We start from the raw sequence: 17,380 nt of genomic DNA on the forward strand, positions 1-17,380 counted from the left end.
GAAGGAGAGTATCGATGTTGAGTCTGCGAGCTGTTAATCAGTTTTATGGTGAAAGTCATATTCTGTGGAATCTGGATCTTGAGCTGACACCAGGCCAATGCACCTGTGTGCTGGGTGCACCTGGGATGGGTAAAACGACGTTGGTTAACTGCATCACCGGTTACTTGCCTGTTCAGAGTGGCAGTATGACCTGGCTTGAGGCTGGCCACCCTCCACAAGATTTACTGACGCAACCGATTGAAGGCAGAGCGGCGCTCGGGATGAGTTACGTCGCCCAGGACCGGCGGATATTTTCCCAGCTGAGCGTTGAGGAAAACCTGCAAATTGCACTGCTGGCGGCCCGTGAACGGCCACGCGCTATCCCATCCATGATCTATGAACTGTTTCCTGAACTTTACAACTTGCGCCACGTGCGCGCAGGCGAGTTGTCGGGCGACCTTCAGCAGCAACTGGCATTAGCAAGGGCGCTAGTGACCGAACCAAAACTGCTGATTCTCGATGAACCCACTTTCGGTAGCGGTCAGCGTTTTATTCATGATCTCGGTAATATTATTCGGCGGCTAAGCCGTGACTTTGGGCTGACTGTCCTGTTGGTCGAACAACGGTTGCCCTTTATTCGCCGTGTAGCCGACCGCTTCTGCTTGCTCCACCGTGGACGTAACGTCGCTCAAGGTCATGTCGCACAGTTAGATGACAAACTGGTTTCCAGTTGGATTGACCCATGATGGCGAGCCAACCGACGGCAAGAATGGAAAGTCCGGTTTTGCCGTCACAACTGCCCTAACTGCTTCTGTACAGTTTTATCGAGATCGGCAAGTTCCCGTTGTAAATTGCATTGTCGTGTCACGGCGGAGAGCTCCACCAGCGGCAAAGGGACTTTCGACACCCCAGCTTCGCGCATCCAACGTAACACCGGTTCCAGATGCCAGATAGCGGTTTTCCCGTCATGCACGGGTTGAGGGAATGCCTCCCGACTGACCATCACTTTACGCATATACTGGCGTGAAAATCCCAGCAGTTCGGCAATATCCGTTAGCCCAACTAAATCGGGCATCACTTCGACCAATACTGCACTTGGAATAATTCGCTTTACGTCTTTGATGGCGGACACCACGGCCAGCCTTGCCTCTTGCGCTTCGCGGGTGAAATTCAGCGCTATGCGCCCGGTCACTCCCACACCAACCAGTGCGTCATCACAGCCTTGTGCGCCTAACGCCTCTACCCATTCTGCGGGATCCTGGCCTTTTTCTGGCAAGGTAAAAATCAATGTGAAACTAAATTCTGACATGTTCTGCTCCTTGAAACTCAATGTCTGATGGTGGGCGGAATGCCTTGTTGGCTACAGTTATCGACGACACGACGTATTTGCCTGGCGTGGTTATAAGCACTACGTGGCGAGCTCCATATGCAACTAATACAAAACTCACCGCAGCGACAGGCTTTGTTATTCCAGGGGCAATACATCCTCCCCCAACAGTGCGCACCGCCAGGACGCACTTGCCAGCCCTGGCACTCGGCATAGCTTAATGCGGCTTCGATATCCTTATTCGGGTGTAAACGCCGTGTCATAAAACCTCCTGAGCATACTCGCAAAAAAGTTGTCATGTGACAACATAAATTTAAAAGTAATTTACTCGCTTCGGTTTAATGTTCAAGCGGAAGAATGGACAATTGAACGCATCAGGAAGCGCGCCCGAAATATTTTCCGGGCGTTGCAGAAATGATCAAAAGATCTGCGAGTTATGCAGAAAGAAGAGAAATATCCAGATAGTGACCGAGCGCCGTTTGCTCGCTAAGTTGCGGGCAAAACGGAATTTCACCCAACATGGGGGCGTGTAACACATCGCGCAACGTGGCGATGTATTCTGCGTGGCGTTTCCCCGTTGGCTGAACGTCATTGGCAATCCAACCCACCAGATGCAGGCCTGCATTTTTCACCGCATGAGCAGTAAGCATTGCATGGTTAATGCAGCCCAGTTTCACCCCAACAACCAGAATGACGGGCAACTGCTCCTGGATAACCCAATCGGCGAAAGTAGCGGTCTGTGAAAGTGGTGTAAACCAGCCTCCCGCCCCTTCAACCTGTAACCAGTCAGCGTGTGAAGAGAGCGCTTCAAGCCCTGCTGATAGCTGCGAAAACTTGATAGGTCGATCTTCTAACGCGCTCACAATATGCGGTGATGTCGGCTCCAGAAAGGCAAACGGATTGACCTGTTCATAGACTAATGTGGCGCTGCTATTGCGCTGCAATGCAAGCGCATCGCTGTTACGAATACCTGCTGCCGTCATTTCGCTGCCAGAGGCCACCGGTTTATAGCCCGCAGTGCGGTAACCCGCGAGCGTTGCGGCTTGCAGCAATGCACAACTGGCGACAGTTTTACCCACTTCGGTATCGGTTCCGGTCACAAACCATCTTTTAATCACGTTCTATTACTCCACAAACGAGCTGCCAGGTCAGGGGGAATTGCCCCTCTTTTTGTGGCCAGGCGAGACTTAATTTTTGTAATTGTTGGCGGGTCATCAATGACGCTTTGCGTCCATCATGCAGATGCGTTGCTCCAATGCCTTTTAGCGAGTGCATGGCGCTCATTACGCTGACGTAGGACTGGCTAATCTCGTGGACTTGCAGGGAACAACGCCAACCTCCGCAAGCATTCTGAATCTGCTCAAACGAGAGAAACTGATTCGCATGAGAGCGTTCATCCACCGCATGCCACGCGGTATGAAGTTCGCTTAGTGAATCCGCAGCAAGCGTGGTAAATGCCACGCAACCGCCAGGGCGAGTGACGCGGTAAAGTTCACTCAAACCACTGCGTAAATCATTGCACCACTGCACAGCCAGATTACTCCAGGCTAAATCCACTTGCCCATCGGGCAGTGCGATTGCCTCGATATCACCTTCGAGATAACCATCTGCCGACTCCTGTTGTGCAGCATAATTCAGCATGTCAGGTGAGAGATCCAACGCGGTCACATAGCAGCCTTTTTTGCGCCATGCGCGGCTGTACCAGCCAGTGCCACATCCCGCATCCAGCATCGTAGCGATGCGTCGTCCTTCAAGCATGTCGGCAAGCAATTCACCACTGGTGCGTTGCAATTCGGCGTGACTGTCATAGGTGGTTGCCGCGCGTCCAAATGCCGCCGCGACGGCAGCTTTGTTAACGTGTTGCGTCATACAGCGCCTCCAGAAGCAGGTCGATATCCTCGCGGGTATGGCTTGCAGTCAGCGTCACACGCAGCCGCGCCGTGCCGGGTGGCACCGTGGGTGGGCGAATTGCCGTCAGCCAAAATCCGCGCTCGCGCAGCGTGGCAGCAAGGTTCACCGCCGCCTGATTCTCACCGACAATCACTGGCTGGATAGCCGTTTGCGAGGCCATTAATTTCAGCGGTAACTTTTCCGCCCCGGCACGGAAATGGGCGATATTGGCCTGCAATTGCCTCCGTCTTGCATCATCACGACGTATCACCTGCAACGCAGCCGTTAACGCGCAGGCCTGGGCTGGCGGCATTGCTGTGCTGTAAATGAGATGTCGGGCAAACTGGAGCAGATAATCAGCGAGCGACTCACTGCACAGCACCGCAGCACCACTGATGCCAAATGCTTTTCCGAAGGTCACGACCAGCAAATCTGGCTTAATTTGTTGCTGGTCACAACTTCCTCGCCCTTCTCTCCCCACAACACCGATGCCATGAGCATCATCAACCATCAACAATGCCCCTGCGTCACGGCTGGCCCTGGCGATATCAGCCAACGGTGCAGCATCACCATCCATGCTGAACACCCCTTCGGTAATGACCAGTTGTTGGCCGTCAATGGGTTGCGCCAGCAAAGTTTGCAGTGATTGCACATCGTTATGCGCAAAACGCCGCAGTTGCGCCGGGCTATGCATTGCGGCTTCCAGAAGCGAGGCATGGCTGAGCTTATCGGCAATAATCCGATCTGATTTTTCAGTTAGCGCCGCAATCAACGCCTGATTCGCCGCAAAACCTGAAATAAACAGCAGCGCACGAGGATAGCCGAGCCAATCCGCAAGCTGCTGTTCACAGTGTTGATGCGCCTGGTGATAGCCCGTGACATGCCCCGAGCCGCCACTGCCGACACCGTAAATCTCAGCCCCTTGCTGCCAGGCTTGAATGACCTCCGCATGGTGGCTCATTCCCAGGTAGTCATTGCTGGAAAAATTCAGGTAACGAATTTCATTTTGAACAAGATAGCGCCCGCTCCCTTGCTCATTCACCTGACGAATACGGAAACTGTCATTCGTGCGCCGTTGTTCAAGGGCGCTATCAATTCGTTGCTGCCAACTCATACAGCCGCCGCGTTGTAGTAATTCTCCGTATCTGCTGAAAGCAATTGATCGGTCAGTTGCTGCTGTTGTTCGTTATCGCCCGCGTGAGTCGTCGTTTGTTGCGGGTTAAGCCCCAATTTGCGGAACAATTGCAGGTCTTTGTCTTCTTCAGGATTTGGCGTGGTAAGCAGTTTGCAGCCGTAGAAAATCGAGTTGGCACCCGCCATGAAGCACATGGCCTGAGTTTGCTCACTCATCTGTTCGCGCCCGGCAGAAAGACGCACGAATGACGTTGGCATCATGATGCGCGCCACGGCGATAGTACGAATAAAATCAAACGCATCGACGTCTTCATTATCCGCCATCGGTGTGCCTTTCACTTTTACCAACATATTAATCGGCACGCTTTCTGGCGGCGTCGGCAAATTGGCAAGTTGCAGCAGCAATCCGGCACGGTCAGTCACCGTTTCACCCAAACCAACAATGCCGCCTGAGCACACTTTAATCCCGGCACCGCGCACTTTATCCAGCGTGTCGAGACGCTCCTGGTAGGTGCGAGTGGTAATAATATTGCCGTAGAATTCTGGCGAGGTATCGAGGTTATGGTTGTAGTAATCCAGCCCTGCGTTGGCGAGGCGCTGCGCCTGGGAATCGGTTAGCGTGCCAAGCGTCATGCAGGTTTCCAGTCCCATTTCGCGCACGCCCTGCACCATTTGTTCAAGGTACGGCATATCGCGATCGTTAGGGTTTTTCCAGGCCGCGCCCATGCAGAAACGGGTAGAACCGGCGTTTAGCGCTTTACGCGCCGAGTCCAGAACCTGCTCAACTTCCATCAAACGTTCGGACGCAAGACCGGTTTTGTATCGCGCGCTTTGTGGGCAATATTTACAGTCTTCCGGGCAAGCGCCGGTTTTAATCGACAGCAATGTGCTGACCTGAACATGACGGGGATCAAAGTGCTGACGGTGAACTTGTTGCGCCTCAAACATCAGTTCGAGGAAAGGTTTCTCAAATAAAGCAGTGACCTGCGACATTGACCAGCGTGCGTGGTGAGCCATTGGGCGTCTCCAAAAAGGGTGTTGTTAGCCGTTGATTGACGTTATACTTGTAAACCTAAATCTTTTTTAAATGGTTTACAAGTCACCCTATGACCCCTGCTGATTTAGCGTTCGACCAACAACATATCTGGCACCCGTACACTTCCATGACCCAACCGTTACCGGTTTATCCGGTGGTGGCGGCAACGGGCTGCGAACTGCAACTTGCTGATGGTAAAGCCCTTGTTGATGGGATGTCATCGTGGTGGGCGGCGATCCATGGCTACAATCACCCGCGCCTGAATCAAGCGATGAAAGATCAGATTGAGCAGATGTCGCATGTGATGTTTGGCGGTATCACACACCCGCCCGCCGTTGCGCTGTGCCGCAAACTGGTCGCCATGACGCCGGAAAATCTTGAATGCGTTTTCCTTGCCGACTCCGGCTCTGTTGCCGTTGAAGTGGCAATGAAAATGGCATTGCAGTACTGGCATGCCAAAGGCGAGCCCCGCCAGCGGTTTCTCACCTTCCGCCACGGTTATCATGGCGATACCTTTGGCGCGATGTCGGTTTGCGATCCCGATAATTCGATGCACAGCTTGTGGCAGGGATATCTCCCTGAGCATCTGTTTGCACCTGCACCAAACTGCCGCTTTGACGACGAGTGGGATGAGATGGACATTGTGCCATTCGCACGTTTAATGGCCGCACATCGTCATGAAATCGCGGCCGTCATCCTTGAGCCGATCGTTCAGGGTGCCGGCGGAATGCGTTTTTATCATCCTGAATGGCTCAGGCGCATTCGTCGCATGTGCGACCGCGAAGGGATTTTGCTGATTGCCGACGAGATAGCAACCGGCTTTGGTCGCACTGGCAAGCTGTTTGCCTGCGAGCATGCGGGCATTTCACCGGATATTTTATGTCTTGGTAAAGCGCTGACCGGCGGCACCATGACACTCTCCGCCACATTGACCACGCGCCTGGTGGCAGACACCATCAGCAATGGTGAAGCCGGATGCTTTATGCATGGCCCAACGTTTATGGGCAATCCGTTAGCCTGTGCGGTGGCGAGCGAAAGCCTCGCGATACTTGAATCAGGCGAGTGGCAGCAGCAAGTGAATGCACTAGAAGAGCAGTTGTTGGCGGGGCTGAAACCGTTGCAGGATTGCGCACAAGTGGCGGATGTCCGCGTGCTTGGCGCGATTGGCGTCGTGGAAACACACCATCCGGTGGACATGGCGGCACTTCAGGCGTTCTTTGTCGAGCAGGGCGTGTGGATCCGTCCTTTCGGGCGTCTGATTTACCTGATGCCGCCTTACGTCATCGCGCATGAGCAACTGGCAAAACTGATTAAATCCGTGGCAAATGCGGTGGAAAATCCTGCATTTTTCAAAAGCTGAGCACCAGCAAGCCGCTCGCGGATGCACTACACTTCGAGGATCGTTTCACGCCCTTAAGGGAGAATCAGATGAAGGTCCTCATGGTTTTAACCTCGCACGATCAACTGGGCAATACCGGCAAACCCACAGGCTTTTGGCTTGAGGAGTTTGCCGCGCCCTATTATGTCTTTCGCGATGCAGGTCTGAAAATCACCCTCGCCTCACCAAAAGGTGGGCAGCCGCCGCTTGATCCCAAAAGCGATGCGCCAGATGCGCAAACTGATGACACCCGTCGTTTCCGTCATGATTCCGACGCACAACAACGGTTAGCCAATACCGTAAAACTCGACAGCGTCAGCGCTGAAGATTTTGATGCGGTGTTTTATCCCGGCGGCCATGGGCCGTTGTGGGATTTGGCAGAAGATAAACACTCGATAACACTGATTGAGCAATTTTGGGCCGCAGGGAAACCCGTTGCCGCGGTATGCCATGCGCCAGGGGTTTTGCGCAATGTGACAAAACCGGATGGCTCACCGCTGGTTAAAGGTAAACGGGTGACGGGTTTTACCAACAGTGAAGAAGATGGCGTTGGCCTGACGGCAATCGTGCCATTTTTGGTGGAAGATGAACTGAAAAAAGCCGGTGGGTTGTTTGAGCGCACTGATGATTGGGGAGAATATGCGGTCGTTGACGGGCATCTGGTGACCGGTCAAAACCCAGCGTCATCAGCCATTGCCGCCGAAGAATTGTTGAAGTTACTGAATCTCTAACCCTCAGGAGCGGCTATGAAACTGATAAGCCAGGATTTCAAAGAAGGGGATAAACTTCCCTGGCGCCAGGTATTTAATGGCATGGGATACGATGGCGATAATATTTCCCCGCATTTAGCATGGGACGATGTCCCGGCGGGAACGAAAAGTTTTGTCGTGACCAGTTACGATCCTGACGCACCAACGGGTTCGGGCTGGTGGCATTGGGTGGTGATAAATCTTCCCGCCGACACCCGTGTTTTGCCGCAAGGTGCTGGCTCAGGGCTTGCTCAATTACCTGAACCTGCAAGAGAAACCTGGACCGATTTTGGCAAACCCGGTTACGGCGGCGCGGCACCACCAAAAGGGGAATCACACCGCTACATTTTCACCGTTTACGCCCTGGACGTTGAAACGTTGGATGTCGGCGACACCGCTTCTGGCGCAATGGTCGGTTTTAACGTCCATTTCCACGCGTTAGGCAGCGCCTCTATTACCGCTATGTTCAATTAATCCTATCTTTACGAAGCCGATTTGCATAATCGGCTTCCCGTTTCGCTCAACTTAGTATAAAAAAGCAGGCTTTAAGATCCCCTTTTAAACTTGCACTGCAAGGAGCAACCCTTGAACACATTCTCTGTTTCTCGCCGGGCAGCCGTGCTCGCTTTTGCTGTGGCGCTCTCTGCCTGTAGTTCTACATCGCCAGATGAGCGCCCTTCTACTCAAGCGGCGCCAGGCACTCAATCTCGTCCGATTTTATCTTCCGATGAAGCTCAGAACTTTGTTCAGGCGCGCTACTTCTCATCAAAGAATAAAGATGAAGCGCCATGGGCACCGTCGTCTATTCGCATTCCTCAGCAGCCTGATTTTGTCGTGGGTGCAGCGGGTGGCGCAGGTGTGACGCACACCTCTATTCAGGCCGCCGTTGATGCCGCCATTATGAAACACAGCAATACCCGCCAGTACATCGCGATTCAGCCTGGCGAATATGTCGGCACTGTTTATATTCCGGCAGGCTCTGGCAGCGTGACGCTATATGGCACGACCGACAATGCCAGCGATGTAAAAATCACCATGCCGCTGGACTCTGAAATCGACGTAAACACCTGGCGTCGTGCGGTTAACCCAGCAGGTAAATATATGCCGGGTAAACCTGCGTGGTACATGTTTGATAGCTGCCAGAGCAAGCGTAGCGCGACCGTAGGTATTATGTGCTCTGCTGCTGTGTGGTCACAGAACAATGGCTTACAGCTGCAAAACCTGACCATCGCTAACACGCTGGGTGACAGCGTTGATGCCGGTAACCATCAGGCCGTCGCATTGCGTACCGATGGCGATAAAGTCCAGCTGAACAATGTTCACCTGTTAGGTCGTCAGAACACCTTCTTTGTGACCAACAGCGATGTTCAAAACCGCCTGTTGAATGACCGTCAGCCACGCACATTAGTCACCAACAGCTACATTGAAGGTGATGTGGATGTGGTTGCAGGCCGCGGTGCGGTGGTGTTTGAGAATACCGATTTCCGTCTGGTAAACAGCCGTACTAAAGAGGGTTCTGTGTTTGCTCCGGCAACGCTGCCAAATATTTATTACGGTTTCCTTGCGATTAACAGCCGCTTTACCGCAGCGGGTGACGCGCAGTTGGGTCGCGCCTGGGATGTTGAAGCGACTGAAAATGGTTATACCGCAGGCCAGACTTCAAACGGCCAGGTGGTTATCCGTGATAGCGTGATTAACGAAGGTTTCAATATCGCGAAGCCGTGGGGTGATGCCGCCAGTTCTAAACGTCCATTCACCGGTAACACCGGAACGAAGGGCGAGAAAGACGCAATCCAGCGCGATTTGAATGATGCTAACGCAAACCGCATGTGGGAATTTAACAACCGTGGCGTAGGTAGCCAGGTCGTTGCTGAGTAAACATCCGCGCTTTGCTTAAAACAAAAAACCTCGCCGCGGCGAGGTTTTTTATGCAACTTTAAGTATGACGGGTATTAGTGTGCGTTAACGACCACCCACATCGGCCCCTGCCCAACGGCATAACGGCCTTTCTCTTCCAGTAAACCTTGCTCACCGGTGATTTGATACACCGCGATATGGTGAGATTTTTGGCCCGCGGCAATCAAATATTTACCTGAGTGATCAACGTTAAAGCCGCGTGGCTGCGTTTCGGTCGGCTGATAGCCTTCGACGGCCAGGACACTGCCATCTTCAGAGACGCTGAATACCGTGATGATGCTGGCAGTACGGTCGCAGGTATACAGGTGACGACCATCAGGTGTGATGTGAATATCTGCGGCCCAACGGGTGTCAGAGAAGCCTGGAGGCATCATATCCAGCGTTTGCACGCATTCAATTTTGCCGTAGGCATTTTTCAGTTCCCACACGTCGACAGAACCGTTCAATTCGTTAACGCAGTAACCGTATTGCTGGTTCGGGTGGAACACCATATGGCGTGGGCCAGCCCCTTCAACGGTGGTCACTTCCGCCGGAGTTTGTGCGACCAGATGACCGTCGTCAGACAGGGTAAACTGGCAGATGCGATCTTGTTTCAGCGCCGGAACCCACAAGGTGCGATTGTCCGGGGAAATATTGGCAGAGTGGCAACCTTCTAAACCTTCCACCACTTCAACCACTTCACCTGGTAAACCATCGTTGCTCAGGCTCACCACACTAACGCTGCCCGCATTGTAAGACGCGCTGAACAGGAAGCGGCCTTGACGGTCGGTCGAAATGTGCGTTGGGCTGCCAGGGATCGCCGTTACACCCGCTTCGGTGAGCATGCCATCGTCCGGCGCAATGCGGTAAGCAATGACGCGAAATTCAGGGCGCACACCTACGTACAGATAACGTTTGTCGGGGCTGATCACCATCGGCTGAACCTGACCTGCAACATCCACCACCTGCACCAGAGTTAACTCGCCGCTGGAGTTAAGTTGCCAAACGTGGATTTGCTGGCTTTCCGGGCTAGCGGTATAGACTGTTTGTTTCATGGAATCTCTCTCCTACCAACGTCTTGAGTAATAGTCACAAGGGTAGTGCCAATTGCTGCTTCGTGTTGGGATTTTGAACAACGCTGCAAGCGGTGTAACATCGGCACAGGCCTTATGATTCTGAATTTGACTGGAACCCTAAATGACTTTTCGCGTAATCGCCCTTGATCTCGACGGCACGCTACTCACGCCGCAAAAAACTATTCTTCCTGAATCACTGACAGCATTACAGCGCGCACGTGACGCTGGCGTGAAAGTTGTCATTGTGACAGGCCGTCATCATGTTGCCATCCATCCTTTTTATCAGGCACTGAACCTGGATACACCTGCAATTTGCTGTAATGGGACCTATTTGTATGATTATCATGCAAAAAAGGTACTTTCGTCTGATCCATTACAACCTCAGCAAGCTAATCAGTTGATTGATTTGCTTGATACCCACAACGTTCATGGGCTGATGTATGTCGATGATGCCATGCTGTATCAGGAAGCAACAGGTCATGTTTTGCGTACAGAAAATTGGGCAAAATCCTTACCGGAAGCGCAGCGCCCGGTGTTCCGCCATGTGGCTTCTCTGCGCGAAGCCGCGCATGAAGTGGACGCAATCTGGAAATTTGCGCTGACTGATGAAGATACGGTGAAATTGCAGAACTTCGCCGAAGTGGTGGAACATGAGCTTGGCTTGTCTTGCGAGTGGTCATGGCATGATCAGGTCGATGTGGCACAACGCGGCAACAGCAAAGGTAATCGATTAGCGCAATGGGTTGAATCTCAGGGCTTATCAATGAGTCAGGTCATTGCCTTTGGCGATAACTTTAATGACTTGAGTATGCTCGAAAGCGCAGGGTTGGGTGTCGCGATGGGGAACGCCGATGAGGCGATTAAAGCGCGTGCCGATTTGGTGATTGGAACCAACCTGGAAACCGGTATTGCTGAGACGATTTATAAGCATTTGCTGTAAAGCGGTAGATGTCGCCTGGCTAATCCGTCCTACAGACCGTAGGTTGGATTAGCGTAAGCGACATCCGACAAAATATCAGGCGGTAATTGAGACGCTTTTGATTTGCGCATACAGCCACTGACCCGGTTTTATCATTAGCTCGTCCCTTGCCCACGGGCTAATCCGCGCCCACAACGTCCTTGAACCCACCTCCAACTGGACTTCCACCTGCCCTTCATCGTCGTAACATTGGGCAACTTTCGCCCGCAACACGTTACGAATACTGCTATTGACCGGTGGCTGGAGAACCAACGAAACGTCCGATGCCTGAATGCGAATGCGTAACGCGGACTGTAACGGTTTATCCAGTTTATTGACCCACAGATGCTGGTCGCCAAGCGCCAGAGCGGTCATCGCGTAATGCGGATGGTGTTCCAGCACAGTCACTTTTAACACGCTACTTTGCTGCTCTTTGGGCAACCACGGGTGCATCACGCTGCTGCCCCACACCTCTTCAAGATGACCAAAGGCTTTTACTGCGCCAGCATCAAGCACCAGGACTTTATCCGCCAAATGCAGGATCTCTTCCAGCGAGTGGCTGACATACAGCATCGGGATATTGATTTCCCGCGCCAGGCGTTGCAGATAGGGCAGCAATTCGCGTTTACGTGGGATATCCAGCGAGGCCAGTGGCTCATCGAGCAGCAGCAATTCAGGCGAGGTTAACAACGCGCGGCCAATCGCCACACGCTGTTTTTCGCCACCGGACAAACTCCACGGGAATCGGTCCAGAAGCGGTTCAATCCCCAGTAATGCCACCAGTTTATCGAACTGCCCGGCAGCACTTCTCGGCATGCCATATTTCAGGTTTCCACGCACACGGTAATGTGGGAACAGGCGCGCATCCTGGAATACATAACCAATGCGACGTTTTTCCGGTGTCAAAAAACGCTTATTTTCTGCATCACTCAGCACGCGGCCATTAAGGACAATGCGGCCTTGCTGTGGATGAGTCAGACCACTGATCGCGTTAATCAACGAGGTTTTACCCGCGCCTGAAACGCCAAAAATAGCGGTAATTCCCTGCCCCGGTAAGGTTTCATTTATCTCAAGACGATGCTCGCCCAGCGTCTGAACGAAATTGAGCTCCAGCATCAGACTGCCCCTATCCGCTTACGGCTCTGTCGTGCAAGCCATTCCGCAACCAGCAATGACGCCAGCGCCAGCACAATTGAAATCACGCACAAACGCGCCGCCGCATTTTCGCCACTAGGGGTTTGAATCAGTGTGTACATCGCAGAAGGAATGGTGCGTGTTTCACCGGGGATATTGGAAACGAAGGTGATGGTGGCGCCAAACTCGCCCAGCGAGCGAGCAAATGCCAGCACGGTTCCGGCAATAATGCCCGGCAACGTCAAGGGTAACGTAATCGTGCAAAACACCCGCCAACGTCCCGCGCCGAGCGTGCGAGCTGCCTGTTCGAGCTTCATATCCACACTTTCGAGAGCCAGGCGAATCGCTCGCACCATCAGCGGGAAGGACATCACCGCCGCCGCAAGCACCGCGCCGCGCCAACTAAAGGCGAACGTGATACCGAAGACGTCGTAAATCCAGGCTCCAATCACACCCCGCCGCCCCATCGCAATCAGCAGTAAGTAACCAACAACAACAGGTGGGAGCACTAACGGAAGATGGATAATACTGTCGAGTAAAGCTTTGCCCGGGAAGCGGCAACGCACCAGCACCCAGGCAAAGAAGATCCCAAAAGGAAGGCTAAACAGCACCGCAAGGGTAGAGACTTTCAGGCTCAGCAGTACTGCCTGCCATTCGGGATCGGTTAATATCATTATTTTGTTATTGTCGTAAATCCGTAACGTTGGAAGATAGCTGCCGCTTCCGGTCCTTTCAGATACGTGTAAAAGGCACTCACGGTTGGGGTGTCGTGGCCTTTCACAATGGCAATCGGGTATTCCACTTTCTTATGAGAATCTTCAGGGAAAGTCCCGACAACTTTCACGCCTTTGCTTGCGACCGCATCAGAGCCATACACAATACCAAGCGGTGCTTCATCACGTTCCACCAGCGCCAACGCGCCACGTACATCTTCTGCCGGAGCAAGTTTTGGCGATAGCGTATCCCACGCGCCTAATTTTTGCAGCGCTTCTTTAGCGTAAATACCTGCCGGAACGTGATCAGGGTCACCCACCGCCAGACGGCCGCCTTTCAGCAATGAAGCCCATTCAGTTTTAGCGTTAATCGCAATATCGCCAATTTTACTGGATTTCGGTGCGACAACTACCAGGCTGTTGCCGAGCAGTGTTTCACGAGAATCTGTTTTAATCGCGTCTTTGCTCACCGCGTAATCCATCCATTTCTGGTCCGCAGATATGAATAAATCGGCCGGAGCACCCGCTTCAATTTGACGCGCAAGCGTGGACGATGAAGCAAATGAAGAGGCGATTTCAACGGTTTTGCCTTTCTGATATTGCGTCGCAATATCCTGCATCGCATTGGTCAACGATGCCGCAGCAAATACCGTGATTTTGCTGTTATCGGCGAAGGCTTGCCCTACCAGAGTGGCGCTCAATACCGCGCCGAATGCCAGACGTACCCACTGCTTAGCCATGTGTTACTCCATTGAGTTTCGTTATGTACGACATAATATAACGGTACTAAGACGGAATTTACAGAACTTATCGGCAAGGCGAACGGAAAGTTTACCCGCCGAGGTCGTTCAAGCGGCGGTGATTACAGCAAGAAGAGGGTCGCAAGGCCGAGGAATATAAAGAAGCCTCCGGTGTCCGTGATGGCGGTGATCATCACGCTCGAGCCGACCGCCGGGTCTTTGCCCATGCGCGTCATGATCATTGGGATCAACACGCCCATCAGCGATGCCACGAGCAAATTGAGTACCATCGCCAGCGTCATGACGCCCCCTAAAGCGAGGTCATCGTAAAGTAACCAGGTGACGCACCCCATTACGCCGCCCCAGATGATGCCGTTAATTAACGCCACGCCCAGTTCGCGCAGCACCAGGAAAGAGAAGTTCCCCGGCTGAATATGTTGCAGCGCCAGCGCTCGCACAATCATGGTAATGGTTTGGTTTCCGGTGTTACCGCCGATGCCCGCGACAATCGGCATTAGCGAAGCTAAAGCCACCAGTTGTGAAATCGTATGTTCAAACAAGCCGATAACGCGCGAGGCGACAAATGCGGTGCACAAATTAAGGGCAAGCCAGGCCCAACGCGCTTTAACCGCTTTGCTGACCGGGGCAAACACGTCTTCTTCGGCGCTCAAGCCACCCATACGGCGCAAATCGTTATCGGTTTCTTCATAAACCACATCGACGATTTCATCGATGGTCAGGCGGCCAATCAGTTTGCCGCTACTGTCGATAACCGCCGCACTGATTAAGTCATCGCGCTCAAATGTTCGCGCTGCGGCTTCATCGTGGTCTTCGGGAGCAAAACAGGTAGGGTTATCGTCCATCACATTCAGCACCAACGTTTGCGGCGCGTGCAGCAAAATGGTGGTGAGTCCCAACTCCCCAAGCAGCGTTTTATCGCGCGTGGTAACAAAAACTTTATCGGTGTTTTGCGGCACTTTACCGCGTAAGCGCAGAAAACGTTGCACTACCGCCAGCGTGACATCGGCTCGCACCGTGATCACTTCGAAATCCATGATCGCGCCGACACTGTGTTTTTCGTAGTGCAGCACTTGCCTGACGCGAGCGCGCTCTTCTTGCGGCAGGGTTGCCAGCAAACGCCCCATCAAATCGCGAGGCAGATATTGTGCAAGGTAGATTTGGTCGTCGATATCCAGCGGGCGAATAATATTAAGCAGAGCTTTATCGCTCATGCCTTCAATCAAGTCGTCCCAGACGGTTTCCGAGGCTTCAATCAATACTTTGCCGCGCTGGTCCTCTTTGACCAGGCTCCACAATGCATGACGCTCTTCGGAGGGGAGTGCTTCTAATACGTCGGCCAGATCGCCCGCGGGCAGTCTGGCCACCAGCGCCACGATTTCGGCGATATCTTGCTCAGGAGTATGGGCATCGGGCTGCGGGAGTTTACCGAGAATACCGGTGGCAACCGCTTTATTGGTTAAAAGAATCTGGAGGATTCGCGCTCGGTCTTGCGCACGCTGTTTAGTGCTGTACTTTTGAGTGACAGACATCTGGCCATTTTCCCTAATTGCGACCCGCTAAGTTATAGCGCTTCGTGGCACAGAAAACAAAAAACCAGCCGATTAAGGCTGGTTTACATGATGGAGATTAGTTTTCCGTTCGGGCGACCGCATCGCGCGACGCATGTTCGCGTTCATGTCCCGTTAATTCACTCAGCTGTCCCTGGCGCATTTCCAGCAACCGATCGGCATGCACAAAATAGTGATCGTCATGGCTGATGGCAAAAATGGTTTTGCCCATTTGCTGCATCAGCGGTAGCAGCACCTGATAAAACTCGCGACGGAAATGCGGGTCCTGGTCGGCGGCCCATTCATCAAGCAAAATGATGTCGCGCTCTTCAGCCAGCGCCAGCAGCAACGCCACTCGTTTGCGCTGCCCTTTTGAGAGCTTCAGATTCAGGATTGTGCCGTTTTCCAGTTCAAGTTTTTCGCTCATTTTCAGGCGTTCAAGCCAACTCGACACTAATTCTGGATTAGCTTGCGCGCCTTGCGGTCCCAGCAGGCGATCAAACAGCCAAACGTCGGTAAACACCGCAGAAAACAGTTTGCGATAGTCATCCTGATTGCTGGCATCAATCTTTTTGCCATCCAGATAGATTGCACCGGATACCGGCTGGTAAAGCCCGGTCAGCAACATCGCCAGCGTCGATTTACCGCTGCCGTTTCCGCCAATCAGGAACAGCAATTCACCACGCTCAATGTTGAGATTCAACGGCCCAACGGAGAAGGTGTTATCCGCATACTGGAACACCACATCACGCATCTCAAGCGTTTGCCAGCGAGCCGGTTCAAGGCTTCGCGGGAATTCAGCTTTGTATGGCGCAAGATGGAATTTATTCAGTTTATTGAATGCCACTTGCGCTGTCAGCAACGTGGGCAGAGCGCCAATCGCGGACAGCATCGGCGTGCGCAGGAACAGCAGCGTCAGGGAAAAGGTGGCCGCGACATTGGTATCAGACCAACCGAGGCTGTTGGCCATCCAGAATACCAGGCCGATGGCGCCGAGCATCATGATATTCGACCAGTTAACCGCGCTCAAATGATAGGTATCAGCGCGAATAATATGGCGACGGTAGTCATTGGCGTGGGGAATATAAGTATCTTCATAGACACGCTCCGCACGTTCGCGGTTTAACGCCAATTCTTTGCGACCTTCAATGACGGTCTGATAATCGTTGTACAACTGGTCTTCAATTTCACGCAGTTGCGCGAGGTGTTTGTATACTCGCGCCACCAGCACGTAGCCGCCATAAATGGTGACTGCGACCCAAAGTGCTGTCACGCCGAGCATTTTCGGTGACAGCCACGCCAGATAAGCCGCTGAACCCAGGGTCAAAATAATGCCTTGTACCAGTTCAGGTAAGCGCACAAATGCAATCGTAATATTGCGGACATCGCTGGTTAGACCGGCTAATAGCGCAGCGCTGCCGAGCTTTTCGATTCGCTCCACACGCGTGTCCATCAGGCGTTTAATAAACTCACTACGCAGACGGTAGACAAAGTGGTGGCCGAGTGTGGTCAGCGCCCACTGTGAGCCGAGTGTCACCGCCATGAGCAGCAGTAACAGGCCAAGAAATTCGGGTAATACCGATAGAGAAATATCCGGCGTTTCAATCAGTCGCAGATTGATAAAGGCGATTAACCCGATACCTAACGCCGCGCTGAGCAGACTGAGTGCCATCACCATCAAGAAAGGCCAGCGATACTGCCGGTAAACCACACGCAAAAGTTCCATCACTCAAGACCCGTAAAACGAAAACAGCGAGCAGTTTAAACGGCTCGCCATCAACAGCAAGAATAATTCTTATTAT

General features: G+C 52.9%; 18 protein-coding genes. 6 read left to right on the plus strand and 12 right to left on the minus strand.

What is annotated here, in order from left to right; translation table 11 throughout:
• The first annotated feature begins 14 nt into the window (after positions 1 to 14).
• Positions 15 to 725, plus strand: coding sequence for an ABC transporter ATP-binding protein (locus tag BSPA111_RS10110; protein ID WP_183271041.1), 711 nt, complete (start codon positions 15 to 17; stop codon positions 723 to 725).
• A gap of 44 nt (positions 726 to 769) precedes the next feature.
• Here the strand turns inward: BSPA111_RS10110 and BSPA111_RS10115 are convergent, their stop codons facing one another.
• From BSPA111_RS10115 to bioB, 6 genes are all read right to left on the minus strand, one after another.
• A complete protein-coding gene (locus BSPA111_RS10115; protein WP_183271042.1) occupies positions 770 to 1,288 on the minus strand; it encodes an AlpA family transcriptional regulator in 519 nt (172 codons plus the stop codon).
• A 17-nt stretch (positions 1,289 to 1,305) separates the two neighbouring features.
• Positions 1,306 to 1,569, minus strand: a complete 264-nt coding sequence (locus tag BSPA111_RS10120; protein ID WP_183271043.1) for a hypothetical protein — start codon at positions 1,567 to 1,569, stop codon at positions 1,306 to 1,308.
• A 171-nt stretch (positions 1,570 to 1,740) separates the two neighbouring features.
• Complete coding sequence (bioD, locus tag BSPA111_RS10125) at positions 1,741 to 2,424, minus strand: dethiobiotin synthase (protein ID WP_183271044.1); 684 nt, start codon at positions 2,422 to 2,424, stop codon at positions 1,741 to 1,743.
• Positions 2,417 to 3,175 (minus strand): malonyl-ACP O-methyltransferase BioC, encoded by a 759-nt coding sequence (gene bioC / locus BSPA111_RS10130; RefSeq protein ID WP_183271045.1) that lies wholly within the window; start codon positions 3,173 to 3,175, stop codon positions 2,417 to 2,419. The genes bioD and bioC overlap by 8 nt, the downstream gene beginning before the upstream one ends.
• Positions 3,159 to 4,310: an 8-amino-7-oxononanoate synthase gene (gene bioF, locus BSPA111_RS10135; RefSeq protein WP_183271046.1), complete on the minus strand. Its 1,152-nt coding sequence runs from the start codon at positions 4,308 to 4,310 to the stop codon at positions 3,159 to 3,161. Before bioF ends, bioC begins: the two co-directional genes overlap by 17 nt.
• Positions 4,307 to 5,347 (minus strand): biotin synthase BioB, encoded by a 1,041-nt coding sequence (gene bioB / locus BSPA111_RS10140; RefSeq protein WP_183271047.1) that lies wholly within the window; start codon positions 5,345 to 5,347, stop codon positions 4,307 to 4,309. The genes bioF and bioB overlap by 4 nt, the downstream gene beginning before the upstream one ends.
• Positions 5,348 to 5,436: 89 nt before the next feature.
• On the opposite strand from bioB, the gene bioA reads away from it, so the two are divergent.
• The 4 genes from bioA to BSPA111_RS10160 all read left to right on the plus strand — a co-directional run bounded on the left by bioA (position 5,437) and on the right by BSPA111_RS10160 (position 9,371).
• A complete protein-coding gene (gene bioA / locus BSPA111_RS10145) occupies positions 5,437 to 6,726 on the plus strand; it encodes an adenosylmethionine--8-amino-7-oxononanoate transaminase (RefSeq protein ID WP_183271048.1) in 1,290 nt (429 codons plus the stop codon).
• Between the two features lie 68 nt (positions 6,727 to 6,794).
• A complete protein-coding gene (locus BSPA111_RS10150) occupies positions 6,795 to 7,475 on the plus strand; it encodes a type 1 glutamine amidotransferase domain-containing protein (RefSeq protein WP_183271049.1) in 681 nt (226 codons plus the stop codon).
• Between the two features lie 15 nt (positions 7,476 to 7,490).
• Entirely contained in the window at positions 7,491 to 7,967 is a 477-nt protein-coding gene (locus BSPA111_RS10155; protein ID WP_183271050.1) for a kinase inhibitor, read from the plus strand.
• Between the two features lie 111 nt (positions 7,968 to 8,078).
• Positions 8,079 to 9,371 (plus strand): putative acyl-CoA thioester hydrolase, encoded by a 1,293-nt coding sequence (locus BSPA111_RS10160; RefSeq protein WP_183271051.1) that lies wholly within the window; start codon positions 8,079 to 8,081, stop codon positions 9,369 to 9,371.
• A gap of 74 nt (positions 9,372 to 9,445) precedes the next feature.
• Here the strand turns inward: BSPA111_RS10160 and pgl are convergent, their stop codons facing one another.
• The gene (gene pgl, locus BSPA111_RS10165) at positions 9,446 to 10,444 is read right to left on the minus strand and encodes a 6-phosphogluconolactonase (protein ID WP_183271052.1); all 999 of its coding nucleotides are present in this window, start codon (positions 10,442 to 10,444) and stop codon (positions 9,446 to 9,448) included.
• Between the two features lie 142 nt (positions 10,445 to 10,586).
• Here pgl and BSPA111_RS10170 point away from each other — a divergent pair, with 142 nt between their 5' ends.
• Positions 10,587 to 11,405: a pyridoxal phosphatase gene (locus BSPA111_RS10170; protein WP_183271053.1), complete on the plus strand. Its 819-nt coding sequence runs from the start codon at positions 10,587 to 10,589 to the stop codon at positions 11,403 to 11,405.
• Between the two features lie 75 nt (positions 11,406 to 11,480).
• Here the strand turns inward: BSPA111_RS10170 and modC are convergent, their stop codons facing one another.
• The 5 genes from modC to BSPA111_RS10195 all read right to left on the minus strand — a co-directional run bounded on the left by modC (position 11,481) and on the right by BSPA111_RS10195 (position 17,304).
• Positions 11,481 to 12,539, minus strand: coding sequence for a molybdenum ABC transporter ATP-binding protein ModC (gene modC, locus BSPA111_RS10175; protein ID WP_183271054.1), 1,059 nt, complete (start codon positions 12,537 to 12,539; stop codon positions 11,481 to 11,483).
• Complete coding sequence (modB, locus tag BSPA111_RS10180; protein ID WP_183271055.1) at positions 12,539 to 13,231, minus strand: molybdate ABC transporter permease subunit; 693 nt, start codon at positions 13,229 to 13,231, stop codon at positions 12,539 to 12,541. The genes modC and modB overlap by 1 nt, the downstream gene beginning before the upstream one ends.
• Positions 13,231 to 14,010: a molybdate ABC transporter substrate-binding protein gene (modA, locus tag BSPA111_RS10185; protein ID WP_183271056.1), complete on the minus strand. Its 780-nt coding sequence runs from the start codon at positions 14,008 to 14,010 to the stop codon at positions 13,231 to 13,233. Before modA ends, modB begins: the two co-directional genes overlap by 1 nt.
• Before the next feature lie 122 nt (positions 14,011 to 14,132).
• Positions 14,133 to 15,560 (minus strand): magnesium transporter, encoded by a 1,428-nt coding sequence (gene mgtE, locus BSPA111_RS10190; RefSeq protein WP_183271057.1) that lies wholly within the window; start codon positions 15,558 to 15,560, stop codon positions 14,133 to 14,135.
• 97 nt (positions 15,561 to 15,657) lie between these two features.
• On the minus strand, positions 15,658 to 17,304 hold the full coding sequence (locus BSPA111_RS10195) for a multidrug ABC transporter permease/ATP-binding protein (RefSeq protein WP_183271058.1): 1,647 nt from the start codon (positions 17,302 to 17,304) through the stop codon (positions 15,658 to 15,660).
• Between the last annotated feature and the right edge of the window lie 76 nt (positions 17,305 to 17,380).

It is taken from the genome of Buttiauxella sp. A111, assembly GCF_014189855.1.
GTDB classification, from domain to species: domain Bacteria; phylum Pseudomonadota; class Gammaproteobacteria; order Enterobacterales; family Enterobacteriaceae; genus Buttiauxella; species Buttiauxella selenatireducens.